This is a genomic window from Ruegeria sp. AL3 (genome assembly GCF_056536065.1).
In genome coordinates, this window is record NZ_JBQFJG010000001.1 from 1,991,235 (window position 1) to 2,007,800 (window position 16,566).

The 16,566-nt window shown below is 57.9% G+C and carries 22 protein-coding genes; 13 read left to right on the forward strand and 9 right to left on the reverse strand.

All coding sequences use genetic code 11. From position 1 onward, the window contains the following. Window positions 1-77: 77 nt before the first annotated feature. From clpX to ACR3E6_RS10135, 5 genes are all read left to right on the forward strand, one after another. Window positions 78-1,346: an ATP-dependent Clp protease ATP-binding subunit ClpX gene (clpX, locus tag ACR3E6_RS10115; protein WP_152457344.1), complete on the forward strand. Its 1,269-nt coding sequence runs from the start codon at window positions 78-80 to the stop codon at window positions 1,344-1,346. 193 nt (window positions 1,347-1,539) lie between these two features. Next, window positions 1,540-1,902 carry a RidA family protein gene (locus ACR3E6_RS10120; protein ID WP_171724386.1) on the forward strand — a complete coding sequence of 121 codons (363 nt, stop codon included), beginning with the start codon at window positions 1,540-1,542 and terminating at the stop codon, window positions 1,900-1,902. 79 nt (window positions 1,903-1,981) lie between these two features. Next, window positions 1,982-2,365, forward strand: coding sequence for an NADH:ubiquinone oxidoreductase subunit NDUFA12 (locus ACR3E6_RS10125; protein WP_152457346.1), 384 nt, complete (start codon window positions 1,982-1,984; stop codon window positions 2,363-2,365). Between the two features lie 11 nt (window positions 2,366-2,376). Continuing rightward, on the forward strand, window positions 2,377-2,829 hold the full coding sequence (gene mlaD / locus ACR3E6_RS10130) for an outer membrane lipid asymmetry maintenance protein MlaD (protein ID WP_209547013.1): 453 nt from the start codon (window positions 2,377-2,379) through the stop codon (window positions 2,827-2,829). Continuing rightward, window positions 2,826-3,194 carry a DUF2155 domain-containing protein gene (locus ACR3E6_RS10135; RefSeq protein ID WP_209547016.1) on the forward strand — a complete coding sequence of 123 codons (369 nt, stop codon included), beginning with the start codon at window positions 2,826-2,828 and terminating at the stop codon, window positions 3,192-3,194. The genes mlaD and ACR3E6_RS10135 overlap by 4 nt, the downstream gene beginning before the upstream one ends. Here the strand turns inward: ACR3E6_RS10135 and aat are convergent. From aat to ACR3E6_RS10155, 4 genes are all read right to left on the reverse strand, one after another. Continuing rightward, a complete protein-coding gene (aat, locus tag ACR3E6_RS10140) occupies window positions 3,149-3,781 on the reverse strand; it encodes a leucyl/phenylalanyl-tRNA--protein transferase (RefSeq protein WP_245218137.1) in 633 nt (210 codons plus the stop codon). The genes ACR3E6_RS10135 and aat overlap by 46 nt on opposite strands. Window positions 3,782-3,829: 48 nt before the next feature. After that, window positions 3,830-5,179 (reverse strand): acetyl-CoA carboxylase biotin carboxylase subunit, encoded by a 1,350-nt coding sequence (accC, locus tag ACR3E6_RS10145; RefSeq protein WP_171638176.1) that lies wholly within the window; start codon window positions 5,177-5,179, stop codon window positions 3,830-3,832. A 9-nt stretch (window positions 5,180-5,188) separates the two neighbouring features. After that, complete coding sequence (gene accB, locus ACR3E6_RS10150) at window positions 5,189-5,683, reverse strand: acetyl-CoA carboxylase biotin carboxyl carrier protein (RefSeq protein ID WP_480486984.1); 495 nt, start codon at window positions 5,681-5,683, stop codon at window positions 5,189-5,191. Between the two features lie 151 nt (window positions 5,684-5,834). Then, entirely contained in the window at window positions 5,835-6,371 is a 537-nt protein-coding gene (locus ACR3E6_RS10155; protein WP_152457352.1) for a LuxR C-terminal-related transcriptional regulator, read from the reverse strand. A gap of 189 nt (window positions 6,372-6,560) precedes the next feature. Here ACR3E6_RS10155 and ACR3E6_RS10160 point away from each other — a divergent pair, with 189 nt between their 5' ends. The 5 genes from ACR3E6_RS10160 to ACR3E6_RS10180 all read left to right on the forward strand — a co-directional run bounded on the left by ACR3E6_RS10160 (window position 6,561) and on the right by ACR3E6_RS10180 (window position 12,477). Next, entirely contained in the window at window positions 6,561-7,853 is a 1,293-nt protein-coding gene (locus ACR3E6_RS10160) for a helix-turn-helix domain-containing protein (protein WP_480486986.1), read from the forward strand. 78 nt (window positions 7,854-7,931) lie between these two features. Then, window positions 7,932-8,312 carry a response regulator transcription factor gene (locus tag ACR3E6_RS10165; RefSeq protein ID WP_152457354.1) on the forward strand — a complete coding sequence of 127 codons (381 nt, stop codon included), beginning with the start codon at window positions 7,932-7,934 and terminating at the stop codon, window positions 8,310-8,312. Further along, window positions 8,309-8,617, forward strand: a complete 309-nt coding sequence (locus tag ACR3E6_RS10170) for a hypothetical protein (RefSeq protein WP_245218138.1) — start codon at window positions 8,309-8,311, stop codon at window positions 8,615-8,617. The genes ACR3E6_RS10165 and ACR3E6_RS10170 overlap by 4 nt, the downstream gene beginning before the upstream one ends. Beyond that, complete coding sequence (locus ACR3E6_RS10175) at window positions 8,617-11,295, forward strand: sensor histidine kinase (protein ID WP_171638170.1); 2,679 nt, start codon at window positions 8,617-8,619, stop codon at window positions 11,293-11,295. The genes ACR3E6_RS10170 and ACR3E6_RS10175 overlap by 1 nt, the downstream gene beginning before the upstream one ends. Before the next feature lie 78 nt (window positions 11,296-11,373). Beyond that, window positions 11,374-12,477, forward strand: a complete 1,104-nt coding sequence (locus ACR3E6_RS10180; RefSeq protein ID WP_480486988.1) for a FliM/FliN family flagellar motor C-terminal domain-containing protein — start codon at window positions 11,374-11,376, stop codon at window positions 12,475-12,477. 3 nt (window positions 12,478-12,480) lie between these two features. On the opposite strand, the gene ACR3E6_RS10185 is transcribed toward ACR3E6_RS10180, so the two are convergent. The 4 genes from ACR3E6_RS10185 to ACR3E6_RS10200 are packed head-to-tail and all read right to left on the reverse strand — an operon-like array spanning window position 12,481 to window position 14,680. Next, window positions 12,481-12,912, reverse strand: coding sequence for a protein tyrosine phosphatase family protein (locus ACR3E6_RS10185; protein WP_171724383.1), 432 nt, complete (start codon window positions 12,910-12,912; stop codon window positions 12,481-12,483). Between the two features lie 9 nt (window positions 12,913-12,921). Then, window positions 12,922-13,353 (reverse strand): DUF6691 family protein, encoded by a 432-nt coding sequence (locus ACR3E6_RS10190; protein ID WP_152457358.1) that lies wholly within the window; start codon window positions 13,351-13,353, stop codon window positions 12,922-12,924. Continuing rightward, complete coding sequence (locus ACR3E6_RS10195) at window positions 13,353-13,781, reverse strand: YeeE/YedE family protein (protein ID WP_480486990.1); 429 nt, start codon at window positions 13,779-13,781, stop codon at window positions 13,353-13,355. Before ACR3E6_RS10195 ends, ACR3E6_RS10190 begins: the two co-directional genes overlap by 1 nt. Window positions 13,782-13,816: 35 nt before the next feature. Then, window positions 13,817-14,680 carry an MBL fold metallo-hydrolase gene (locus ACR3E6_RS10200; protein WP_480486992.1) on the reverse strand — a complete coding sequence of 288 codons (864 nt, stop codon included), beginning with the start codon at window positions 14,678-14,680 and terminating at the stop codon, window positions 13,817-13,819. A gap of 243 nt (window positions 14,681-14,923) precedes the next feature. On the opposite strand from ACR3E6_RS10200, the gene ACR3E6_RS10205 reads away from it, so the two are divergent. Continuing rightward, window positions 14,924-15,139, forward strand: a complete 216-nt coding sequence (locus ACR3E6_RS10205; protein ID WP_171638160.1) for a hypothetical protein — start codon at window positions 14,924-14,926, stop codon at window positions 15,137-15,139. A 9-nt stretch (window positions 15,140-15,148) separates the two neighbouring features. Here ACR3E6_RS10205 and ACR3E6_RS10210 read toward each other — a convergent pair whose 3' ends face one another. After that, entirely contained in the window at window positions 15,149-15,367 is a 219-nt protein-coding gene (locus ACR3E6_RS10210; RefSeq protein WP_171117671.1) for a hypothetical protein, read from the reverse strand. 160 nt (window positions 15,368-15,527) lie between these two features. Here ACR3E6_RS10210 and ACR3E6_RS10215 point away from each other — a divergent pair, with 160 nt between their 5' ends. Both ACR3E6_RS10215 and ACR3E6_RS10220 read left to right on the forward strand, forming a co-directional pair. Then, window positions 15,528-15,716, forward strand: coding sequence for a hypothetical protein (locus ACR3E6_RS10215; RefSeq protein WP_171638158.1), 189 nt, complete (start codon window positions 15,528-15,530; stop codon window positions 15,714-15,716). Between the two features lie 79 nt (window positions 15,717-15,795). Further along, complete coding sequence (locus tag ACR3E6_RS10220) at window positions 15,796-16,059, forward strand: DUF2312 domain-containing protein (protein ID WP_152457363.1); 264 nt, start codon at window positions 15,796-15,798, stop codon at window positions 16,057-16,059. Window positions 16,060-16,566 lie beyond the last annotated feature (507 nt).

The window sequence follows — 16,566 nt, forward strand, 5'->3', positions numbered from 1 at the left end:
AGTGCTGGCCTAAGCTGCACACACAGGTGTAAGCGCCCCCGAAAAGGGGCGCAGGGACGAAGCCCGAAAGGTAGATCATGGCGACGAATTCAGGCGGCGATGGGAAAAACACGCTCTACTGCAGCTTCTGCGGCAAAAGCCAGCATGAGGTCCGTAAGCTGATCGCAGGCCCCACGGTTTTCATCTGTGATGAATGTGTTGAGCTGTGCATGGACATCATCCGCGAAGAGACCAAGGCCAGCGGACTGAAGTCATCTGACGGCGTTCCGACGCCAAAGGATATCTGCGAAGTTCTGGACGATTATGTAATCGGTCAGGCCACGGCAAAGCGGGTTCTGTCGGTTGCCGTTCACAACCATTACAAGCGTTTGAACCACGCACAGAAAGCGGGCAGCGATATCGAACTGGCAAAGTCGAATATCCTGCTGATCGGTCCGACCGGTTGCGGTAAAACGCTGCTGGCGCAAACGCTGGCGCGTATTCTGGACGTGCCGTTTACCATGGCTGACGCGACGACCCTGACCGAAGCCGGCTATGTTGGTGAGGATGTCGAAAACATCATTCTCAAGCTGTTGCAGGCGAGTGAGTACAACGTCGAACGCGCGCAGCGCGGCATCGTCTATATCGATGAGGTCGACAAGATTACTCGCAAATCCGAAAACCCCTCGATCACGCGTGACGTGTCGGGTGAGGGCGTGCAGCAGGCATTGCTGAAACTGATGGAAGGGACGGTGGCCAGCGTCCCCCCACAGGGTGGCCGCAAGCATCCTCAGCAGGAATTCCTGCAAGTGGACACGACGAACATTCTGTTCATCTGTGGCGGTGCATTTGCGGGTCTGGACAAGATCATCGCGCAACGTGGCAAAGGCTCGGCCATGGGCTTTGGCGCCGATGTGCGCGACAATGACGACCGCGGTGTGGGTGAGATATTCAAGGATCTGGAACCCGAGGATCTGCTGAAATTCGGACTGATCCCGGAATTCGTCGGTCGGCTGCCGGTTCTGGCGACGCTTGAGGATCTGGATGAAGACGCGCTGGTGACCATCCTGACCAAACCCAAGAACGCATTGGTCAAGCAATACCAGCGTTTGTTCGAACTGGAAGATGTTGAACTGGCCTTTACGGATGATGCCTTGAAGGCAATTGCCAAAAAGGCCATCGAGCGCAAAACCGGCGCGCGCGGCCTGCGGTCTATTCTCGAGGATATTCTGCTGGACACCATGTTCGAACTGCCGGGCATGAAAAATGTCAGCGAGGTTGTGGTGAACGAAGAGGCGGTGATGTCCGACGCGCAGCCGCTGTTCATCTATGCCGATGCGGCCAAGGAATCGGCCTCGGCGGGCTGAGGCCGGGCTTTTACCGCGACGGTGGAACTTCACTTGAACCGGTTCAGGGGGCTCTGCCCCCGCTGCCCTTCGGGCATCCCCCCGGGATATTTTTAGCCAGATGAAGCTGTGGATCCGTCGCTCGCACGCGAAGTCATGCGTGGTCAGGCGGCGGAAGCTTAAGCAAGTTTTCGAACATCAAAGGTGACGGATTATGGCAGTGCAGCGCATTTCTTCGGGTGGTGAGTTCGAAGCCAAGGTCGGGTACTGCCGCGCAGTGGTTGCGGGCGGCTGGGTTCATGTCGCCGGGACCGTCGGGCGGGGCGAGGACGTGGTGGCGCAATGCCGGTCTGCGCTGGACATCATCGGCAAGGCGCTGGCTGAGGCAGGCGCAGGCTTTGACGATGTGGTTCGGGTCACCTACATGTTGCCGGACCGCAACGAGTTTGAGCCGTGCTGGCCGATCCTGGCCGAGACTTTTGGCGCCAATCCACCGGCTGCGACGATGATCGAATGCGGTTTGATTGATCCGAAATACAGGATTGAGATCGAAGTGACCGCCTTTTTGCCGGAGTGACGCAGGTGGTATCAGGGGCACTGGACCTTGGCGGGCCTTTGGTCCATACCTTTCTTCGACGAAATGCCGGAGGCACCCGATGGGAATCCTGAACAGTCTTTTGCGAGCCGTGACCTGGTGGAATGGGTCAACTTTGAACACTCAGATCTACACTGCACGCAAGGGCGTGAAAGTGGGCGAAGACAATGAAGGCAACGTGTTTTACCGCAATGCTGATGACAGCAAGCGTTGGGTTATCTTCAATGGCGAGGCCGAAGCCAGCCGGGTTGATCCTGAATGGCATGGTTGGTTGCATCGCACTTGGGACGAGCCTCCGACAGATAAACCGCTGCCGCATAAATCCTGGGAAAAACCACATCAGGAAAACCTGACTGGCACCGCGCTGGCCTATGCTCCTGCCGGATCTCTGCGTCGCGCGGAACCGGTTGAACGTAAGGACTATGAGGCCTGGAGCCCGGAATAAACGAGGCGATAATGTCGACCCATAACTGGACCGAAGTTCTTGTCGGCGGCGTCGTATTGGCCGGTGCCGTTGCATTTGGTGTCTATGCCAGCCAATCGACGGGCTTGTCGCAAGGTGCCGCTGGATATGAACTGGGCGCGTCTTTCAGATCTCTGGAGGGGGTGGGTGTCGGTACGGATGTGCGCCTTGCGGGCGTCAAGATCGGGACCGTGACGGGCGTCACCCTGAACCCGGATACCTACCGCGCTGACACGACTTTCACGATTGCGAACGGCATTCTGGTGCCGGACGACAGTGCCATCGTCATTTCCTCAGAAGGTTTGCTGGGGGGCAATTTCGTCGAGGTGATGCCAGGTGGGTCACCATTCTACTTTGATCCCGGCGACGAGATCGAGGATACGCAGGGCGCGGTCAGCCTGATTTCGCTGCTGGTCAAGTTCGTAGCCGGAGACGGCAGCGAATGATGCGCGCCACGATTCTTGCCTTGTTGCTGGCCGCCACAGGTGCGGCCGCGCAGCAGAAAGTTCAATCTGGGCCCGGGGCAATGCTGCGGGGCCTGGACAAGGTGAACGGCCAGACTGTCGATGTTGAATTGCAGACCGGCGCGACGGCAGCGATTTTTGGGCTGGATGTTGCCTTGGGAGATTGCCGTTTTCCCGTTGACAATCCAACGGGTGACGCATTCGCCTATCTGACCATCTGGGAGAGTGGGAAGGCCGATCAGCTGTTTGACGGTTGGATGATCGCAACCTCCCCTGCATTGAATGCGCTGGATCACGCGCGTTATGACGTTTGGGTCATACGGTGTATCACACCCGCCGCCGATTGATTCAGCGGCACCGAGAAATCGGCGCTGTGGTTCAAGGCCTTTTCCAGCTCTTTCTTGTAGGCGCCGCGCGGAATTTCGATTGCGCCCAAAGAGGCCAGGTGCGCGGTCAGAAACTGCGTGTCAAACAGACGGAACCCGGTTTGCCTCAGGCGGTCCACAAGATAGGCGAGGGCGATCTTCGAGGCGTCTTTGCGTCTTGAAAACATGCTTTCGCCGAAGAATGCTGCGCCTAGGGTCACGCCATAGACGCCGCCCACCAGCGTGTTGTTTTCCCAGACTTCCAGTGAATGCGCATACCCTGTTTGGTGCAGCTGGCGGTACAGGTCATGAAGTTCGGCGTTGATCCAGGTATCTGCCCTGTCGGCGCACCCGTCGACGACGCCGGAAAAGTCCTGGTCGATCGAGAAATCGAACCCGCAGTTTCGGATACGGCGCGCCAGGCTTCGAGAAATGTGGAAACTGTCCAATGGAAAGACGCCGCGAAACTTGGGATCCACCCAAAACAGGTCGGGGTCATCGCGATGCTCGGCCATCGGAAAGATACCGATGGAATAGCCATGCAACAAAAGTTCGGGGGACAGGCTCATGTCAGGTATGAGGCAACCGGAGGGCAGGCGCCCTCCGGTCCTTGGTGGCTATTGTTCCATGTTCTCCGCAAGCCAGCGCTCCAGCCAGTGGATGTTGTAGTCGCCGCTGTGCAGATCGGGTTCCTGCAGCAGTGCGTGGAACAGAGGGACCGTGGTATCGATACCGTCGACAATCAATTCCCCCAGTGCGCGTTCCAGTCGGGCCAGCGCTTCGGCCCGGTCACGACCCTGCACGATCAGCTTGGCGATCAGAGAGTCATAATAGGGTGGAATCGAATACCCGTCATAGAGAGCCGAGTCCATTCGAACACCAAGGCCCCCCGGCGCGTGATAGGCCGTGATCTTGCCGGGGCAGGGTGAAAATTTCGGCAGCTTTTCAGCGTTGATCCGAACCTCGATGGCGTGGCCGTTGATTTCCAGATCGTCCTGACCGAACGACATCGGTTCACCCGCTGCGACAAGGATTTGTTCGCGCACCAGATCGACGCCAAAGATACCTTCGGTGACCGGATGTTCCACCTGAAGGCGGGTGTTCATTTCGATGAAATAGAACTCGCCATTTTCGTAGAGGAACTCGATGGTGCCGGCGCCGATATAATTGATTTTCGCGACCGCATCCGCGCAGATCTTGCCGATCCTGGCGCGTTCTTCGGGTGTGATGCAGGGGCCTGGGGCCTCTTCGAACACCTTCTGGTGGCGCCGCTGAAGCGAACAATCCCGTTCGCCCAGATGAACAGCCTTGCCTTTCCCGTCGCCAAACACCTGAATTTCGATGTGGCGCGGCGTGGTCAGGTATTTCTCGATATAGACTTCGTCATTGCCAAAGGCGGCCTTGCCCTCGGCCCGCGCAGTCATGAAGGCGCTTTCCATTTCGTCAGCGTTCATCGCAACTTTCATACCGCGACCGCCGCCGCCTGCGGTAGCCTTGATGATGACCGGATAGCCGAATTCCTCACCGATCTTCTTGGCCGTCGCAAGATCAGGCACGCCGCCGTCTGATCCCGGCACGCAAGGTACTCCCAGCGCCTTCATCGTGTCCTTGGCAGTGATCTTGTCGCCCATGACGCGGATGTGTTCTGCGGTGGGGCCGATGAACGTGATGTCGTGATCTTCGACGATCTGCACGAACTCGGCATTCTCGGACAGGAAGCCATAGCCAGGGTGGATCGCCTGCGCACCGGTGATTTCACAGGCCGATATGATCGCGGGCACGGACAGGTAACTCTGGGGGCTGGGCGGGGGGCCGATGCAGACCGATTCGTCCGCCATGCGCACATGCATTGCGTCGCTATCCGCGGTGGAGTGGACGGCAACCGTCTTAATCCCCATCTCGCGGGCAGCGCGGATGACGCGCAGGGCGATCTCGCCTCGGTTGGCAATCAGGATCTTGTCGAACATGGGCCCGCCTTACTCGATGATGACCAGAGGTGTGCCAAACTCCACAGCGTCGCCATCGCCGACCAGAACACGCTTGATCGTGCCCGACTTGGGCGCGTGGATGTGGTTCATGGTCTTCATCGCTTCGACGATCAGCAGCGTGTCGCCTTCGGAAACGGAAGCGCCGACCGAGATAAATGCGGGCGAGCCGGGCTCGGGCTGCATGTAGACGGTTCCAACCATGGGAGAGGTCACAGCACCAGGGTGGCTGGCCGGATCTTCCTGAGCGGCAGGGGCTTCGGCCACGCCAGGCGCAGCCGCAGCGGCAGGAGCTGGTGCTGCCGCAGGCACGGCAACCTGAACTGGTGCAGCTGCGGCCTGTGTCATGCGGCTTACGCGCACGTTCAGGCTGTCTTCCTCGCCATATTCGCGCTTGACCTGCAATTCGGTCAGGTCATTGTCACGCAGCAACTCGGCCAGAGCCTTGATGAATGCCACATCCGCTTCGTGTTTGGTGTCTGTCATGAGTGTCCTCGACGGTTCCCCTTTGGCCCGTCTGTTTCTTGCGGGCTCTGATCAAATTACGCAGGGTTATAGGCTAAGCGGCGGTGCATGAAAAGCGCCGACTCGCACCATCACAGGCGGGAATCCCGCATAATTTAAAGGGGCGGACAGGTTACAGAGGCATCCCTGACAATTTGGCGACAAGCTCGGACAGTTTGCGGGCGCCGAATTTCTCAAGCAGACGGGCGCGATAGGCTTCGATTGTGCGGTAACTCAGGCCCAGTTCAGCACCGATTTCCTTGGCGGACAGGCCACGGCAGGACAGGATCGCCACTTCGCGTTCTCGAACGGTCAATTCGACAAGGGGACGTTCTTCCGAGATGTCGGAAAAGCTCCAGATTCCATGGCGGAAAGGGTCATCGGGCGTCAAAGAGCGGCCACGGGCGCGGCACCAGAACAGATCACCATTGCGGCGCCGCATGACGCGTTCATCCGTGTAGTACCCGGTGTCTCGCATCACTTGCAGGCTGCGTTCCCCGATCCTCTCCCAATCCGCGACCGAGGGATAGAGATGCAACAGCGGCATGTTGCGGTAATCGGCCTCTTCCCCGCCGAAAGTGCGGGCGAATTGCAGATTGCAGCGTCTGATGATCCGGTTTTCCAGTTCAACAAGCCCGATCGGTGCATATTCAAAGGCGGGGTCACTCATCCGCTTATCGTGCCGGGAAACCACGCGGAATTGAAGGGGAGATGCGGCTTATTGTGGCCATTGATGCGCATTGGCGGCTGCCGCTTTTGTTAAGGTTGTAAATATGGTTTGAAAATATCTCGGTAAACTAGCGAAACACATGATATGTTCTGAAAAAAGTGGCTGAAGCCTTGTCAGGAGAATACGATCATGCGCGATATGTTGACGGGAAGCCGTATTCGGGAAAGACGGCAGATTGCCGGGCTTCGGCAAGCGGAACTTGCCCGCCTTGCCGGGATATCCGCGTCCTACCTGAACCTGATCGAACATAACCGCCGCCGGATCGGTGGCAAATTGCTGGTGGATATAGCGTCAGCGCTTTCCGTCGAACCCTCTGTCCTGACACAGGGGATCGAGGCAACCCTCGTGTCGGCCTTGCGGGAAGCGGCGGATGACGCCGTCGGGCAGCAGGCCGAAGTGGACGGGCTGGAAGAATTTGCCGGGCGCTTTCCCGGATGGGCCGGGGTTCTTGCGCAGATGCACCGCCGGGTTGTTTCGCTTGAGCGGAATGTCGAGATCTTGTCGGACCGCCTGACTCATGACCCGCATCTTGCGGCATCAATGCACGAAGTGCTGTCAACGGCGGCGGCGATTCGTTCAACAGCGGCAATTCTTGCAGACACAGAGGACATCGAAGCAGAGTGGCGGGAACGGTTTCACAAAAACCTGCACCAGGATGCAGAGCGGCTGGCCGGGAGTTCAAAGGCACTTGTAACCTTTTTGGACGAAAGCGACTCGTCAATTGATCCGCGCGGTGTTCCGCTTGAAGAGGTCGAAGCGTTCTTCGAATCCCGCAGGTACAGTTTTCCGGAATTGGAACAGGGCGAGGACGTGGATGCCGTTGATCTGAGCAGTCTCAACACGTCGGCTGCCCGAACTGTGGCGCGTGAAGTTCTGAAGATGTATCGCGATGATGCAATCGCTTTGCCGCTGGATGCGCTTCGATCGAGCCTGCAAAAAGGCGACACGGATCCCATTGCGTTGGCTTATCGCTTTTCCGTGGACGTCGCCACCGTTCTGCGTCGATTGGCGTTCATACCCGATGACGTGTTGCCGCAGCCGGTTGGCATGGTGCTGTGCGATGCATCCGGCAGCGTATTGTTCATCAAGCCGATTCCGGGCTTTGCTTTGGCGCGGCATGGTGAGGTTTGCCCGCTGTGGCCGTTGTTCACGGCTTTGAGCCGCCCACTTGTTCCGGTGCGCAAGCAGGTTGTCCAGATGGGGCGGACCCCGGCTGAATTCGAATGCTTCGCCTATGCTTGGCCTTATGCGGTATTGGGGTATGATCAGGATCCCGTTTATCGCTCGGTTATGCTGGTCCGTTCGGGCAACGAGGCGGCAGGTGCCGCTCCGGTCACGCAAGTCGGGCCAAACTGCCGCGTCTGTCCCAGCAATGCTTGCGAGGCCCGCCGCGAACCGTCGATTTTGAGCGAAGGCTTTTGACACTTTCCCGACAGAAGGCTTAATCTGGCGGGGACCGATCTGAGGATGGAGGAACGGTCTTGGGGAGGAACTGAAAATATGAGCCGTAAGGTTCTGTTAATCGAGGACGAGCCGAACATTGCCGAAGCAATCCGGTTTCTGCTGACCCGCGAGGGATGGCAGGTGGACACGCATGGCGATGGCACGGATGCGGTTCAGGTGATTCAGAGGGCACAGCCCGATCTGGTCATTCTGGACGTCATGCTGCCGGGCAAGAGTGGCATGGATATCCTGCGGGACATCCGAGAGATGGAAGAGCTGGCAGGTTTGCCGGTTTTGATGCTGACGGCGCGCGGTCAATCGCGCGACAGGGAAATGGCGGAAAACGCTGGTGTCAGCCGTTTCATGACCAAACCGTTTTCCAATGCCGAAGTTCTGACGGCTGTGCGCGATCTTCACGCGCAGGCGACGCGAATATGATGTCTGGCGAGGGCAAAAAGGGCGCACCACAGGGCGCACGCCCCTCGCTTTTTCTCGAACGTCAAAGCTATCGCCGACGTAGGCTGGCGGATGCGGCGCGGCTGCTGCCGTTCTTGGGGGCGGCTCTGCTGGCGCTTCCGCTATTGTGGCCCGATCAGCCCGGCAAGGGCGAGGCTGTCCCCTTGTCTTCAGCAATGTATTACATCTTTGTCTGCTGGGGCGCTCTGATCGTGGTTGGGTTGGTTTTTGGAATTGCGGCCCGCCGTTTGGGCGTGCGCGAGGATCAAGACGCGGACGCTGAGTGATGGCAACCATTAACACGCTGATCCTGGTCTGCCTTGGCTATGTCATCTTCTTGTTCGCCGTGGCTTTCGCCGCTGACCGAATGGCTGCGGCAGGGCGGGGCAAGTGGCTGCGCTCGCCCCTGATCTATACCTTGTCGCTGTCGATCTATTGCACGGCATGGACGTTCTATGGTGCGGTGGGCAATGCCGCGCGGTCCGGGTTGGAGTTTGTAACGATTTACCTTGGCCCAACCCTGGTGATGGTCAGTTGGTGGTGGGGACTGCGCAAACTGGTGAGGGTCGGGCGCAGTCAGCGGGTGACCTCTATCGCGGACCTGTTGTCATCGCGCTATGGCAAGTCGAACACGCTTGCCGTGTGTGTGACCATTCTTGCCGTGCTTGGCGGAACACCCTACATCGCGCTCCAGTTGCAATCAATCACCTTGTCCTTTTCGATTTTTGCCGAAGCCGATTCATCGGGTCTGTACCGCGAAGGGTCCAGTGTATTCTGGATGGCAGCGGGGCTTGCGGTGTTCGCAATTCTTTTCGGCACGCGCAATCTGGACGTGAACGAGCGCCACCACGGTGTGGTCACCGCCATTGCAGTGGAGGCCGTTGTCAAATTGTTTGCTCTTATCGCCGTGGGCGTTTTCGTAGTGTGGGGCATTGCCGGTGGCGTTGGCCCGATGATGGATAGGATAGATGCCTCGGAAATCGGAGAGTGGAACGTCGATGCCGGGCGCTGGACGACTTTCATATTCCTGTCCGCCGCGGCCTTTATCTGCCTGCCGCGCATGTTTCAGGTTATGGTGGTCGAAAATGATGACGAAAGCCATCTGCGAACCGCCGCCTGGGCGTTTCCGCTCTATCTGCTTTTGATGAGTCTTTTTGTCGTGCCAATTGCCGTCGTTGGTCTGGACCTGTTGCCAGAAGGGGCCAATCCCGATCTGTTCGTGCTGACGGTACCGCTGTCGCAGGGCAATGACTGGTTGGCCATGCTGTCCTTTATCGGCGGGTTTTCGTCCGCAACGTCGATGGTCATCGTCAGCGCAATGGCCTTGTCGACGATGGTTTCGAACCATGTGGTCATGCCCATTTGGTTGAACACGCATGAGGGTACGGGCTCGGTTTCGGGCGATGTGCGCAGCATCGTTCTGGTTGCGCGCCGCGTGTCCATCGCCGTGATCATGGCGTTGGGTTACTTTTACTATCGGTTGTCCGGTGGTGGTGCGGCGCTGGCCTCGATCGGATTGATTGCCTTTGCCGGAATCTCGCAGATTCTACCTGCTTTGGTCGGGGGATTGTTCTGGCGCGGAGCAACCCGGACAGGGGCGCTGGTCGGGTTGAGCGTCGGTTTCGCACTTTGGATATATACGCTTTTGTTGCCAGGTATGGGCGCGCCGTGGATGCCGGAGGCCGTCATGCAGAATGGGCTGTTCGGCCTTGCCTGGTTGCGTCCTCATGCCCTGTTCGGGATCGAAGGGATCGATCCGATGGTCCATACCGTGATGTGGTCCCTGTCCCTGAACACCATTGCCTTTTGCATAGCGTCCCTTCTGAGCTTTCCCAGCCCTCTGGAGCGTTTGCAGGGTGCGCAATTCGTCAATGTTTTTGACCACTCGGTTTCACCTGGTGGCTGGTCCGGCTCGGTTGCGCAAAGCGAAGACCTGATGATCATGACACAGCGTATTCTGGGCACCGCGCCAGCGCAGGAGTTCTTTCAGGCAGAGGCTGAAAAACAGGGCGGCCGGTCACATATGCCGGAACCGACCCCGGGTTTCCTGAACCGGCTGGAGCGAGAGTTGAGCGGGTCGGTCGGCACCGCCACGGCGCATGCGATGATTGCCCAAATCGTCGGAGGGTCTTCAGTTTCCGTAGAAGATCTGCTGGCGGTGGCGGATGAATCGGCGCAGCTTCTGGAGTATTCGGGGAAGTTGGAAGAGAAGTCGTCGGAATTGTCCCGTACGGCGCGCCAATTGCGCGAAGCAAACACCAAGCTTACGCAGATTTCCGAACAAAAAGACAGCTTCCTGAGCCAGGTCAGTCACGAGTTGCGCACGCCGATGACCTCGATCCGAGCATTTTCCGAGATCATGCGGGATACAGAGGGCCTGAGCCGTGAGGAACAGACCCGTTATGCCGCAATCATTCACGATGAGGCCTTGCGCCTGACCCGGCTTCTCGACGATCTGCTGGACCTGAGCGTGCTGGAAAACGGGCAGGTCAATCTGAACCTCAGCGATGACAGTTTGCGTTCGGTTCTGGACCGGGCGGTGTCCAGCGCGCTGGCCGGAGCAGAGCGGAAAATCACGGTTCGCCGGACTCTTACGGCCGAGCGAATGTCCCTGCATACGGATCTGGACCGGTTGGGGCAGGTGTTCATCAACCTGATCTCGAACGCGCAGAAATACTGTGACGCGGAAGAACCGGTATTGGTCATTTCAGCCCACGACGTCGGCGGCAGGGTCATCATAGATTTCATCGACAACGGCAGCGGCATTCCACCCGGCGCGCGTTCGATGGTGTTCGAGAAATTTGCCCGTGTCGGGGTCGACAAGGCAGGGGGCGCAGGTCTGGGTTTGGCCATTTGCCGTGAGATCATGCAACGGTTGGGCGGTGAGATCACATATTTGCCCGGGCAGGGCGGTGCGGCCTTCCGGGTCAGCTTGCCTTTGGCTTTCCAGCAGGCCGCGCAATGACACGGCCATAAAGAACTTCGTAACGCTCGGCAGGGTAAACCAATAGCCAGTTATTGAAGCAACTGGTGATCGGGCGCCATGTCACAAACCGTCAGCGCTGCTTTGGCGCGCAAACTGTCTGTTGGACGAAAAGATCTGGGCGATCGCCCGCGTTCGGTTTTGCGGGCGCTGCGCTTGGGGTTTGCGCGGGCAGCAAGTGATCGATTGAACCTTCCCCTGGCTGTCATCGGGGCAAAACAGGCCAGTCGCAGGCAGGATGACATGGCGGAATCATTCGCTCAGGATTGGCTTATGTTGGTGTTTGACGGGCCAGAGGGGCGCGCTGGGATTTGCCTGAGCCCGCATGTGGTGTCCGCCATTGTGCAAACCCAGACCATCGGTGAAATACTGCCCGGTGATCCGGCCCCAAGGGCCTTTACGGATACGGACGCCGCCATGGTGGTGCCGTTCATCGAAACCGCTCTGACCTTGACTGCCGGCTCAATAGACGCTGCGGCCGAGCAGGTCTGCCTGACGGGATACGAGTTCGCGGCACGTACGAAAGATTCGCGCGGCTTGTCGTTGGCCATGACAGAAGATGAATACCGCGTCTTCGATCTGACGGTTGATCTGGCCGGCGGGGCGCAGCAGGGACAGATCTCGATCTTTCTTCCTGAGCATCTTGCCACGCCGGAAAAGGCAGAGGAGGTCACGGATCCGGCCGGTCCCCGGCTTGAGCAGGCATCGGGTGTTGTTCGGGCGGAACTGAAGGCCGTCTTGTGCCGGATGTCGCTGCCACTGTCCGATCTGTCAGAGATTCAACCTGGATGTGTTTTGCCATTGCGCGGGGCGCGCCTGGACAGAACTGAGATATTGACCATCGACCGAAAGCCAACGGGTATTGGCCGCCTTGGTCAATGTGGCGGGTTACGCGCCGTTCGGTTGAACGAACATTCGACCCTGCCCGCCTTGTCGGGGTACGAAGCGCAGGAGTTCATCGAAAGCCGAGGGAGAATGCAGCCGCACGATGACCTGGTCGAACCGGTTTCCGGCGCGGTGGATGCCATGCCTCCGGAAATTGAGGACGCGGGTTTGGATCTGACGGACAACGATCTGTCACTGAACGATTCCGAACGGATGGTCGCAGAGATTTCGCAACTGGCTGGCCTTGACGCAGCCGACACGAATTCCGACGCAGAATAGGGTTTAGTCTGCCTGGCTGCGAAAATGCTCTAGTGCAGGGCGCAGGTTTTCCAGTTGATATCCGGCATTTGTCGTGGCGGCCAGAATGTCGTCCGTGCTCATGCGGTCGCATTGACCAAGGGCCCAGACCACCGAACACCGAGTGCCCGAGGCGCAATAAGCCAGAACCGGGCCATCGCAGCTTTCTGCCAGGTCACGCTGCTGCTTTGCAATCTCGGGCGTCATGGTCTGGTGGGTCAGCTCCAACACCTCGTAGTCCATGCCTGCCGCACGGACGGCTTCACCGATCGCGTCGGATTGCATGACTGCGGGAACCTCAACATCGGGCCGGTTGCAGATCACCTTGACAAAGCCTGCCTCGGCAATTGCCGGGACGTCTTCTATAGTGATCTGCGGTGAGACAGCATAGCGGGGCGTGATCGGTCGAATCTCCATGCCAAATCCTTAGGCCGCGTTTGCGGCTCTGTCCAGTTGCGCCCCCAGCGTTGGCGCGATGAACATGCCTGCAACCATCGCGATCAGGAAGACCAGGCCACCCAAACCACCATAGGTCAGCGAGGCCATCGCCGGTCCCGGGCAAAGCCCGGCCAAGCCCCAGCCCATTCCGAACAGGACGGAACCAATGATGAGCCTGCGATCAACCTCGGACCTCGGAGGAGGTGGAAAATCGCCTCCGGTCAAGGCCTTGCGCCCAGAGGTAAGCCTCCAGGCTACAAGCATCGGCAGGATGGCGCCGCCCATCACAAAGGCCAGGGTCGGGTCCCAGTTTCCGAAAACATCCAACCATCCCTGAACCTTGGTCGTGTCCGTCATGCCCGAAATCAACAATCCGGCACCGAACAGCGATCCTGCGAGCAAAGCAATTAAAAGGCGCATCAGATCAACCCCCAAACATGGCGCAGCAGAACGAGGGTCATTCCGCCGGCAAGGATATAGAATACGGTGGCCACGATGCCGCGCAGAGAAAATCGCGAGATGCCACAGACCCCGTGACCCGACGTGCAGCCATTGGCGATACGCGTTCCCACACCGACCAGAAGCCCGGCCACAACAACAAGGCCCAGATTGCTGGTGAGATGCGTTTGGGTCTCGGGGGCGATCAGTGGCCGCAGCAGAAGCGGCACACCGATCAACCCGGCGATAAAGGCCACGCGTTCGGCTTTGGTGTCGCGGGCCTCACCGTCGACAAGGCCACCCAAAATGCCGCTTGCACCCATGATCCTGCCATTTCCAAGCAGGTACGCGGCTCCGCCCAGGCCAATCAGCAGGCCACCGCACAGCCCCCAGATCCACTCGATGTTCATGTGGGTTTATCCTTTTTTGATTGATTTGACTTGCGTCAGATTTTGTTCACCGGCAGCTTCAGGAATACATCGCCTTGCTCATCAGCAGGCGGCATTTGCCCCGCCCGCATGTTGACCTGCAAAGAGGGCAGGATCAGGCGCGGCATGGCAAGGGTGGCGTCCCTTGCGTCGCGCATTTCCACGAATTCTTCGATGCTGCGTCCTTGTCCGATATGGACGTTCAGCGCTTTCTGTTCGCCTACCGTCGTTTCCCAGGCATATTCATCGCGGCCCGGCGCTTTGTAGTCGTGCCCGACAAAGATGCGCGTTTCGTTCGGCAGCGACAGGATTTTTTGGATCGATTCAAACAATGTGGCTGAGGAGCCTCCGGGAAAATCGCAGCGGGCCGTGCCGAAATCCGGCATGAACAGCGTGTCGCCCACAAAGGCGGCGTCGCCTATCACATAGGTCAGGCAGGCCGGGGTATGGCCCGGGGTATGGAGAACATCGCCGCGCATCTGCCCAATGTGAAAACTGTCCCCCTCCGAGAACAAGGCGTCGAACTGGCTGCCATCGCGCTGGAACTCGGTTCCTTCATTGAAGACTTTGCCGAACGTGTCCTGCACGGTGACGATCTGAGCGCCAATTCCGATTTTGCCGCCCAGTTCCTGTTGCAGGTAGGGGGCCGCAGACAGGTGATCGGCGTGAACGTGGCTTTCCAGAATCCATTCGACCTTTAGATCGCGCGCGCGCACGAAGTCGATGATTGCGTCAGCCGATTTTGTCTCTGTGCGCCCCGAAGCATGATCGAAATCCAGAACACTGTCGATGATGGCGCAGGCACGCCCTTGCGGTTCATGAACAACATAGGACACCGTGAAGGTTTGATCGTCAAAAAACGCTTTCACTGCGGGTGTCATGATTTCCTCCGTATTGGTTGTCATTATCATATATGTAAAATGGAATGTGACGCAACATCGAACCTGTGTTTGATGCGCGTCAAGGCATTCACGATTAAATCAGCTTAAACTTTAGCCCATCCGCGCCGGATTGCCGAAAACGCGAATGTGTTGGGCAATATCCTGCACAATTTCAGGTTAATGTCAGCGGGTCTTATTCCCGTTACCTATATCTGGGATACTGGCGACACTTGGGAGGGTACTATGACATCAACAAGTCTTTATTCCGAAGCAGAACGGCTTGAACAAGAGCTCAGAAATGCGAGCCTTGATACGCGTTTGGCGCTTCAACCGAGTGTGAGCAAGGTTGTCGACCGTATGCGACAGCAGGGGATGCAGGTGCCGTCCCGCCTGCGGCGTCTGGATGCAGCCCTGTGCGAAGACGCCATGGAAGCGCAGTTCGATAACCTGCCGATTTGAAACAAGTGGTCATCCAAAGGATATCCCGAGGATGACCAGCATCAATCCAAGGACGGACAGGAACAAAGACGCCAGGTTCCAGGGCAAAACGCCCTGAACGGTCGCGCGCAGTTCGTCGTCTGACAGACCCGCCTTGCGCGCTTTCATCACGCGAAGAATGCACCAGATCAGGCCGGCGAGGCCGGTCAGAGAAAGGGCTGCGCCGCCCCAAGTGATGAATTCGAACATGGTGCCCTACATCTCTTCGTGAACTACCCCAGCGCTTACCGGAACGGATCACGCCGTACAAGTGCGCTTGGGGATTGGGTGGGATTGGGTGCTTGCGACCCGGGCGGCGGCATTGTATCCGGCTTCCTGCATCAGATTTCAGCCCTTGGGACGGACGCGTATGGAAGGCATCATCAAAGATCAGACTGCCGCCAACTGTCGCGTGACTGCCGATGAGCCGTGCCAGTTCATCGAACGGTTTGAGGGTCTGGATGCGGTGAAAACAACCTGGTGGAACAGCGGAAAGAAGCCATGGCCGAGGCCCGGGCACGTCGTTGCTTTTGCCTCCAGAAAACTGTTTTGTGTGTAGCAACCACAGCTTGAGGCGAATACAGGTGGTATGAACTGTATTCTCTTAGCGGTGATGATCCAGAATTGGGAAGAATTGGATGAGCATGTCGGAAGAAGCAGAAGCAAGTTACAAGGTCACCTCTGGGGAGCTGCGCCAATTTGTTGAGCGTATCGAGCGCCTGGAGTTGGAAAAGAAAGACATCGCGGATCAAATAAAGGAAGTGTACGCAGAGAGTAAATCGCGCGGCTACGATGTGAAGGCTCTTCGCAGCATCATTTCTCTCAGAAAAAGAGACAAGGATGATATTGCCGAGCAAGAGGCTGTCATCGAGATGTACAAAGAAGCCTTGGGCATGAACTAAGGCCGGTTCTTGGCAAAAGCGCTAATTCATTCAGGCTGACAAAAGCTTTACGAAGAAATGCGTGTCACTTGCCGAGACTGCAACATGTGCAGCCAGACAGGGCGGAGATTTCAAATATCGCAGACCTGACTGGCTGTGCGGTGACGTCTGCTGCCTCAGTGGCCTTGTGGGTTTGCAGGGTCTTTGCTGACGACGAATTCTCGTTTTCGCTGGAAGATCTTCAATGTGTCAGAAAGCCGAAGCTGCGGTTGCTGAAGACCTTGTTGCCTTTTTTGATAGTTTATCCGAGGCAAGACCTGCCTCGTGATTGTCTGAAGGCTTGCGGCTCAAAGGCTGGGTTCTTTTAGCATTGAAGATCGTTGAAGATTCCTGTTCCGCCTTTTGCGGAGTGACACATGCGATTGGGCTGTGGAGGTTTCTCGATCGACATTGCGGCATTGCGGGTGAGAGCGCTGCAAACCATCCTGTCGGTCAACCAAAGGCCGGTCATGCACCAACTTACAAAGC

What these genes read in the sequence shown, in the direction of transcription:
- ACR3E6_RS10165 (WP_152457354.1), top strand. Translation starts at nt 7,932, where the DNA reads ATGAGCCGTAAGGTTCTGTTAATCGAGGACGAGCCGAACATTGCCGAA.
- accC (WP_171638176.1), bottom strand. Translation starts at nt 5,179, where the DNA reads ATGTTCGACAAGATCCTGATTGCCAACCGAGGCGAGATCGCCCTGCGC.
- ACR3E6_RS10175 (WP_171638170.1), top strand. Translation starts at nt 8,617, where the DNA reads ATGGCAACCATTAACACGCTGATCCTGGTCTGCCTTGGCTATGTCATC.
- ACR3E6_RS10205 (WP_171638160.1), top strand. Translation starts at nt 14,924, where the DNA reads ATGACATCAACAAGTCTTTATTCCGAAGCAGAACGGCTTGAACAAGAG.
- ACR3E6_RS10200 (WP_480486992.1), bottom strand. Translation starts at nt 14,680, where the DNA reads ATGACACCCGCAGTGAAAGCGTTTTTTGACGATCAAACCTTCACGGTG.
- ACR3E6_RS10170 (WP_245218138.1), top strand. Translation starts at nt 8,309, where the DNA reads ATGATGTCTGGCGAGGGCAAAAAGGGCGCACCACAGGGCGCACGCCCC.
- ACR3E6_RS10210 (WP_171117671.1), bottom strand. Translation starts at nt 15,367, where the DNA reads ATGTTCGAATTCATCACTTGGGGCGGCGCAGCCCTTTCTCTGACCGGC.
- clpX (WP_152457344.1), top strand. Translation starts at nt 78, where the DNA reads ATGGCGACGAATTCAGGCGGCGATGGGAAAAACACGCTCTACTGCAGC.
- ACR3E6_RS10180 (WP_480486988.1), top strand. Translation starts at nt 11,374, where the DNA reads ATGTCACAAACCGTCAGCGCTGCTTTGGCGCGCAAACTGTCTGTTGGA.
- ACR3E6_RS10190 (WP_152457358.1), bottom strand. Translation starts at nt 13,353, where the DNA reads ATGCGCCTTTTAATTGCTTTGCTCGCAGGATCGCTGTTCGGTGCCGGA.
- ACR3E6_RS10125 (WP_152457346.1), top strand. Translation starts at nt 1,982, where the DNA reads ATGGGAATCCTGAACAGTCTTTTGCGAGCCGTGACCTGGTGGAATGGG.
- ACR3E6_RS10135 (WP_209547016.1), top strand. Translation starts at nt 2,826, where the DNA reads ATGATGCGCGCCACGATTCTTGCCTTGTTGCTGGCCGCCACAGGTGCG.
- ACR3E6_RS10215 (WP_171638158.1), top strand. Translation starts at nt 15,528, where the DNA reads ATGGAAGGCATCATCAAAGATCAGACTGCCGCCAACTGTCGCGTGACT.
- ACR3E6_RS10220 (WP_152457363.1), top strand. Translation starts at nt 15,796, where the DNA reads ATGAGCATGTCGGAAGAAGCAGAAGCAAGTTACAAGGTCACCTCTGGG.
- ACR3E6_RS10120 (WP_171724386.1), top strand. Translation starts at nt 1,540, where the DNA reads ATGGCAGTGCAGCGCATTTCTTCGGGTGGTGAGTTCGAAGCCAAGGTC.
- ACR3E6_RS10195 (WP_480486990.1), bottom strand. Translation starts at nt 13,781, where the DNA reads ATGAACATCGAGTGGATCTGGGGGCTGTGCGGTGGCCTGCTGATTGGC.
- aat (WP_245218137.1), bottom strand. Translation starts at nt 3,781, where the DNA reads ATGAGCCTGTCCCCCGAACTTTTGTTGCATGGCTATTCCATCGGTATC.
- ACR3E6_RS10160 (WP_480486986.1), top strand. Translation starts at nt 6,561, where the DNA reads ATGCGCGATATGTTGACGGGAAGCCGTATTCGGGAAAGACGGCAGATT.
- ACR3E6_RS10185 (WP_171724383.1), bottom strand. Translation starts at nt 12,912, where the DNA reads ATGGAGATTCGACCGATCACGCCCCGCTATGCTGTCTCACCGCAGATC.
- ACR3E6_RS10155 (WP_152457352.1), bottom strand. Translation starts at nt 6,371, where the DNA reads ATGAGTGACCCCGCCTTTGAATATGCACCGATCGGGCTTGTTGAACTG.
- mlaD (WP_209547013.1), top strand. Translation starts at nt 2,377, where the DNA reads ATGTCGACCCATAACTGGACCGAAGTTCTTGTCGGCGGCGTCGTATTG.
- accB (WP_480486984.1), bottom strand. Translation starts at nt 5,683, where the DNA reads ATGACAGACACCAAACACGAAGCGGATGTGGCATTCATCAAGGCTCTG.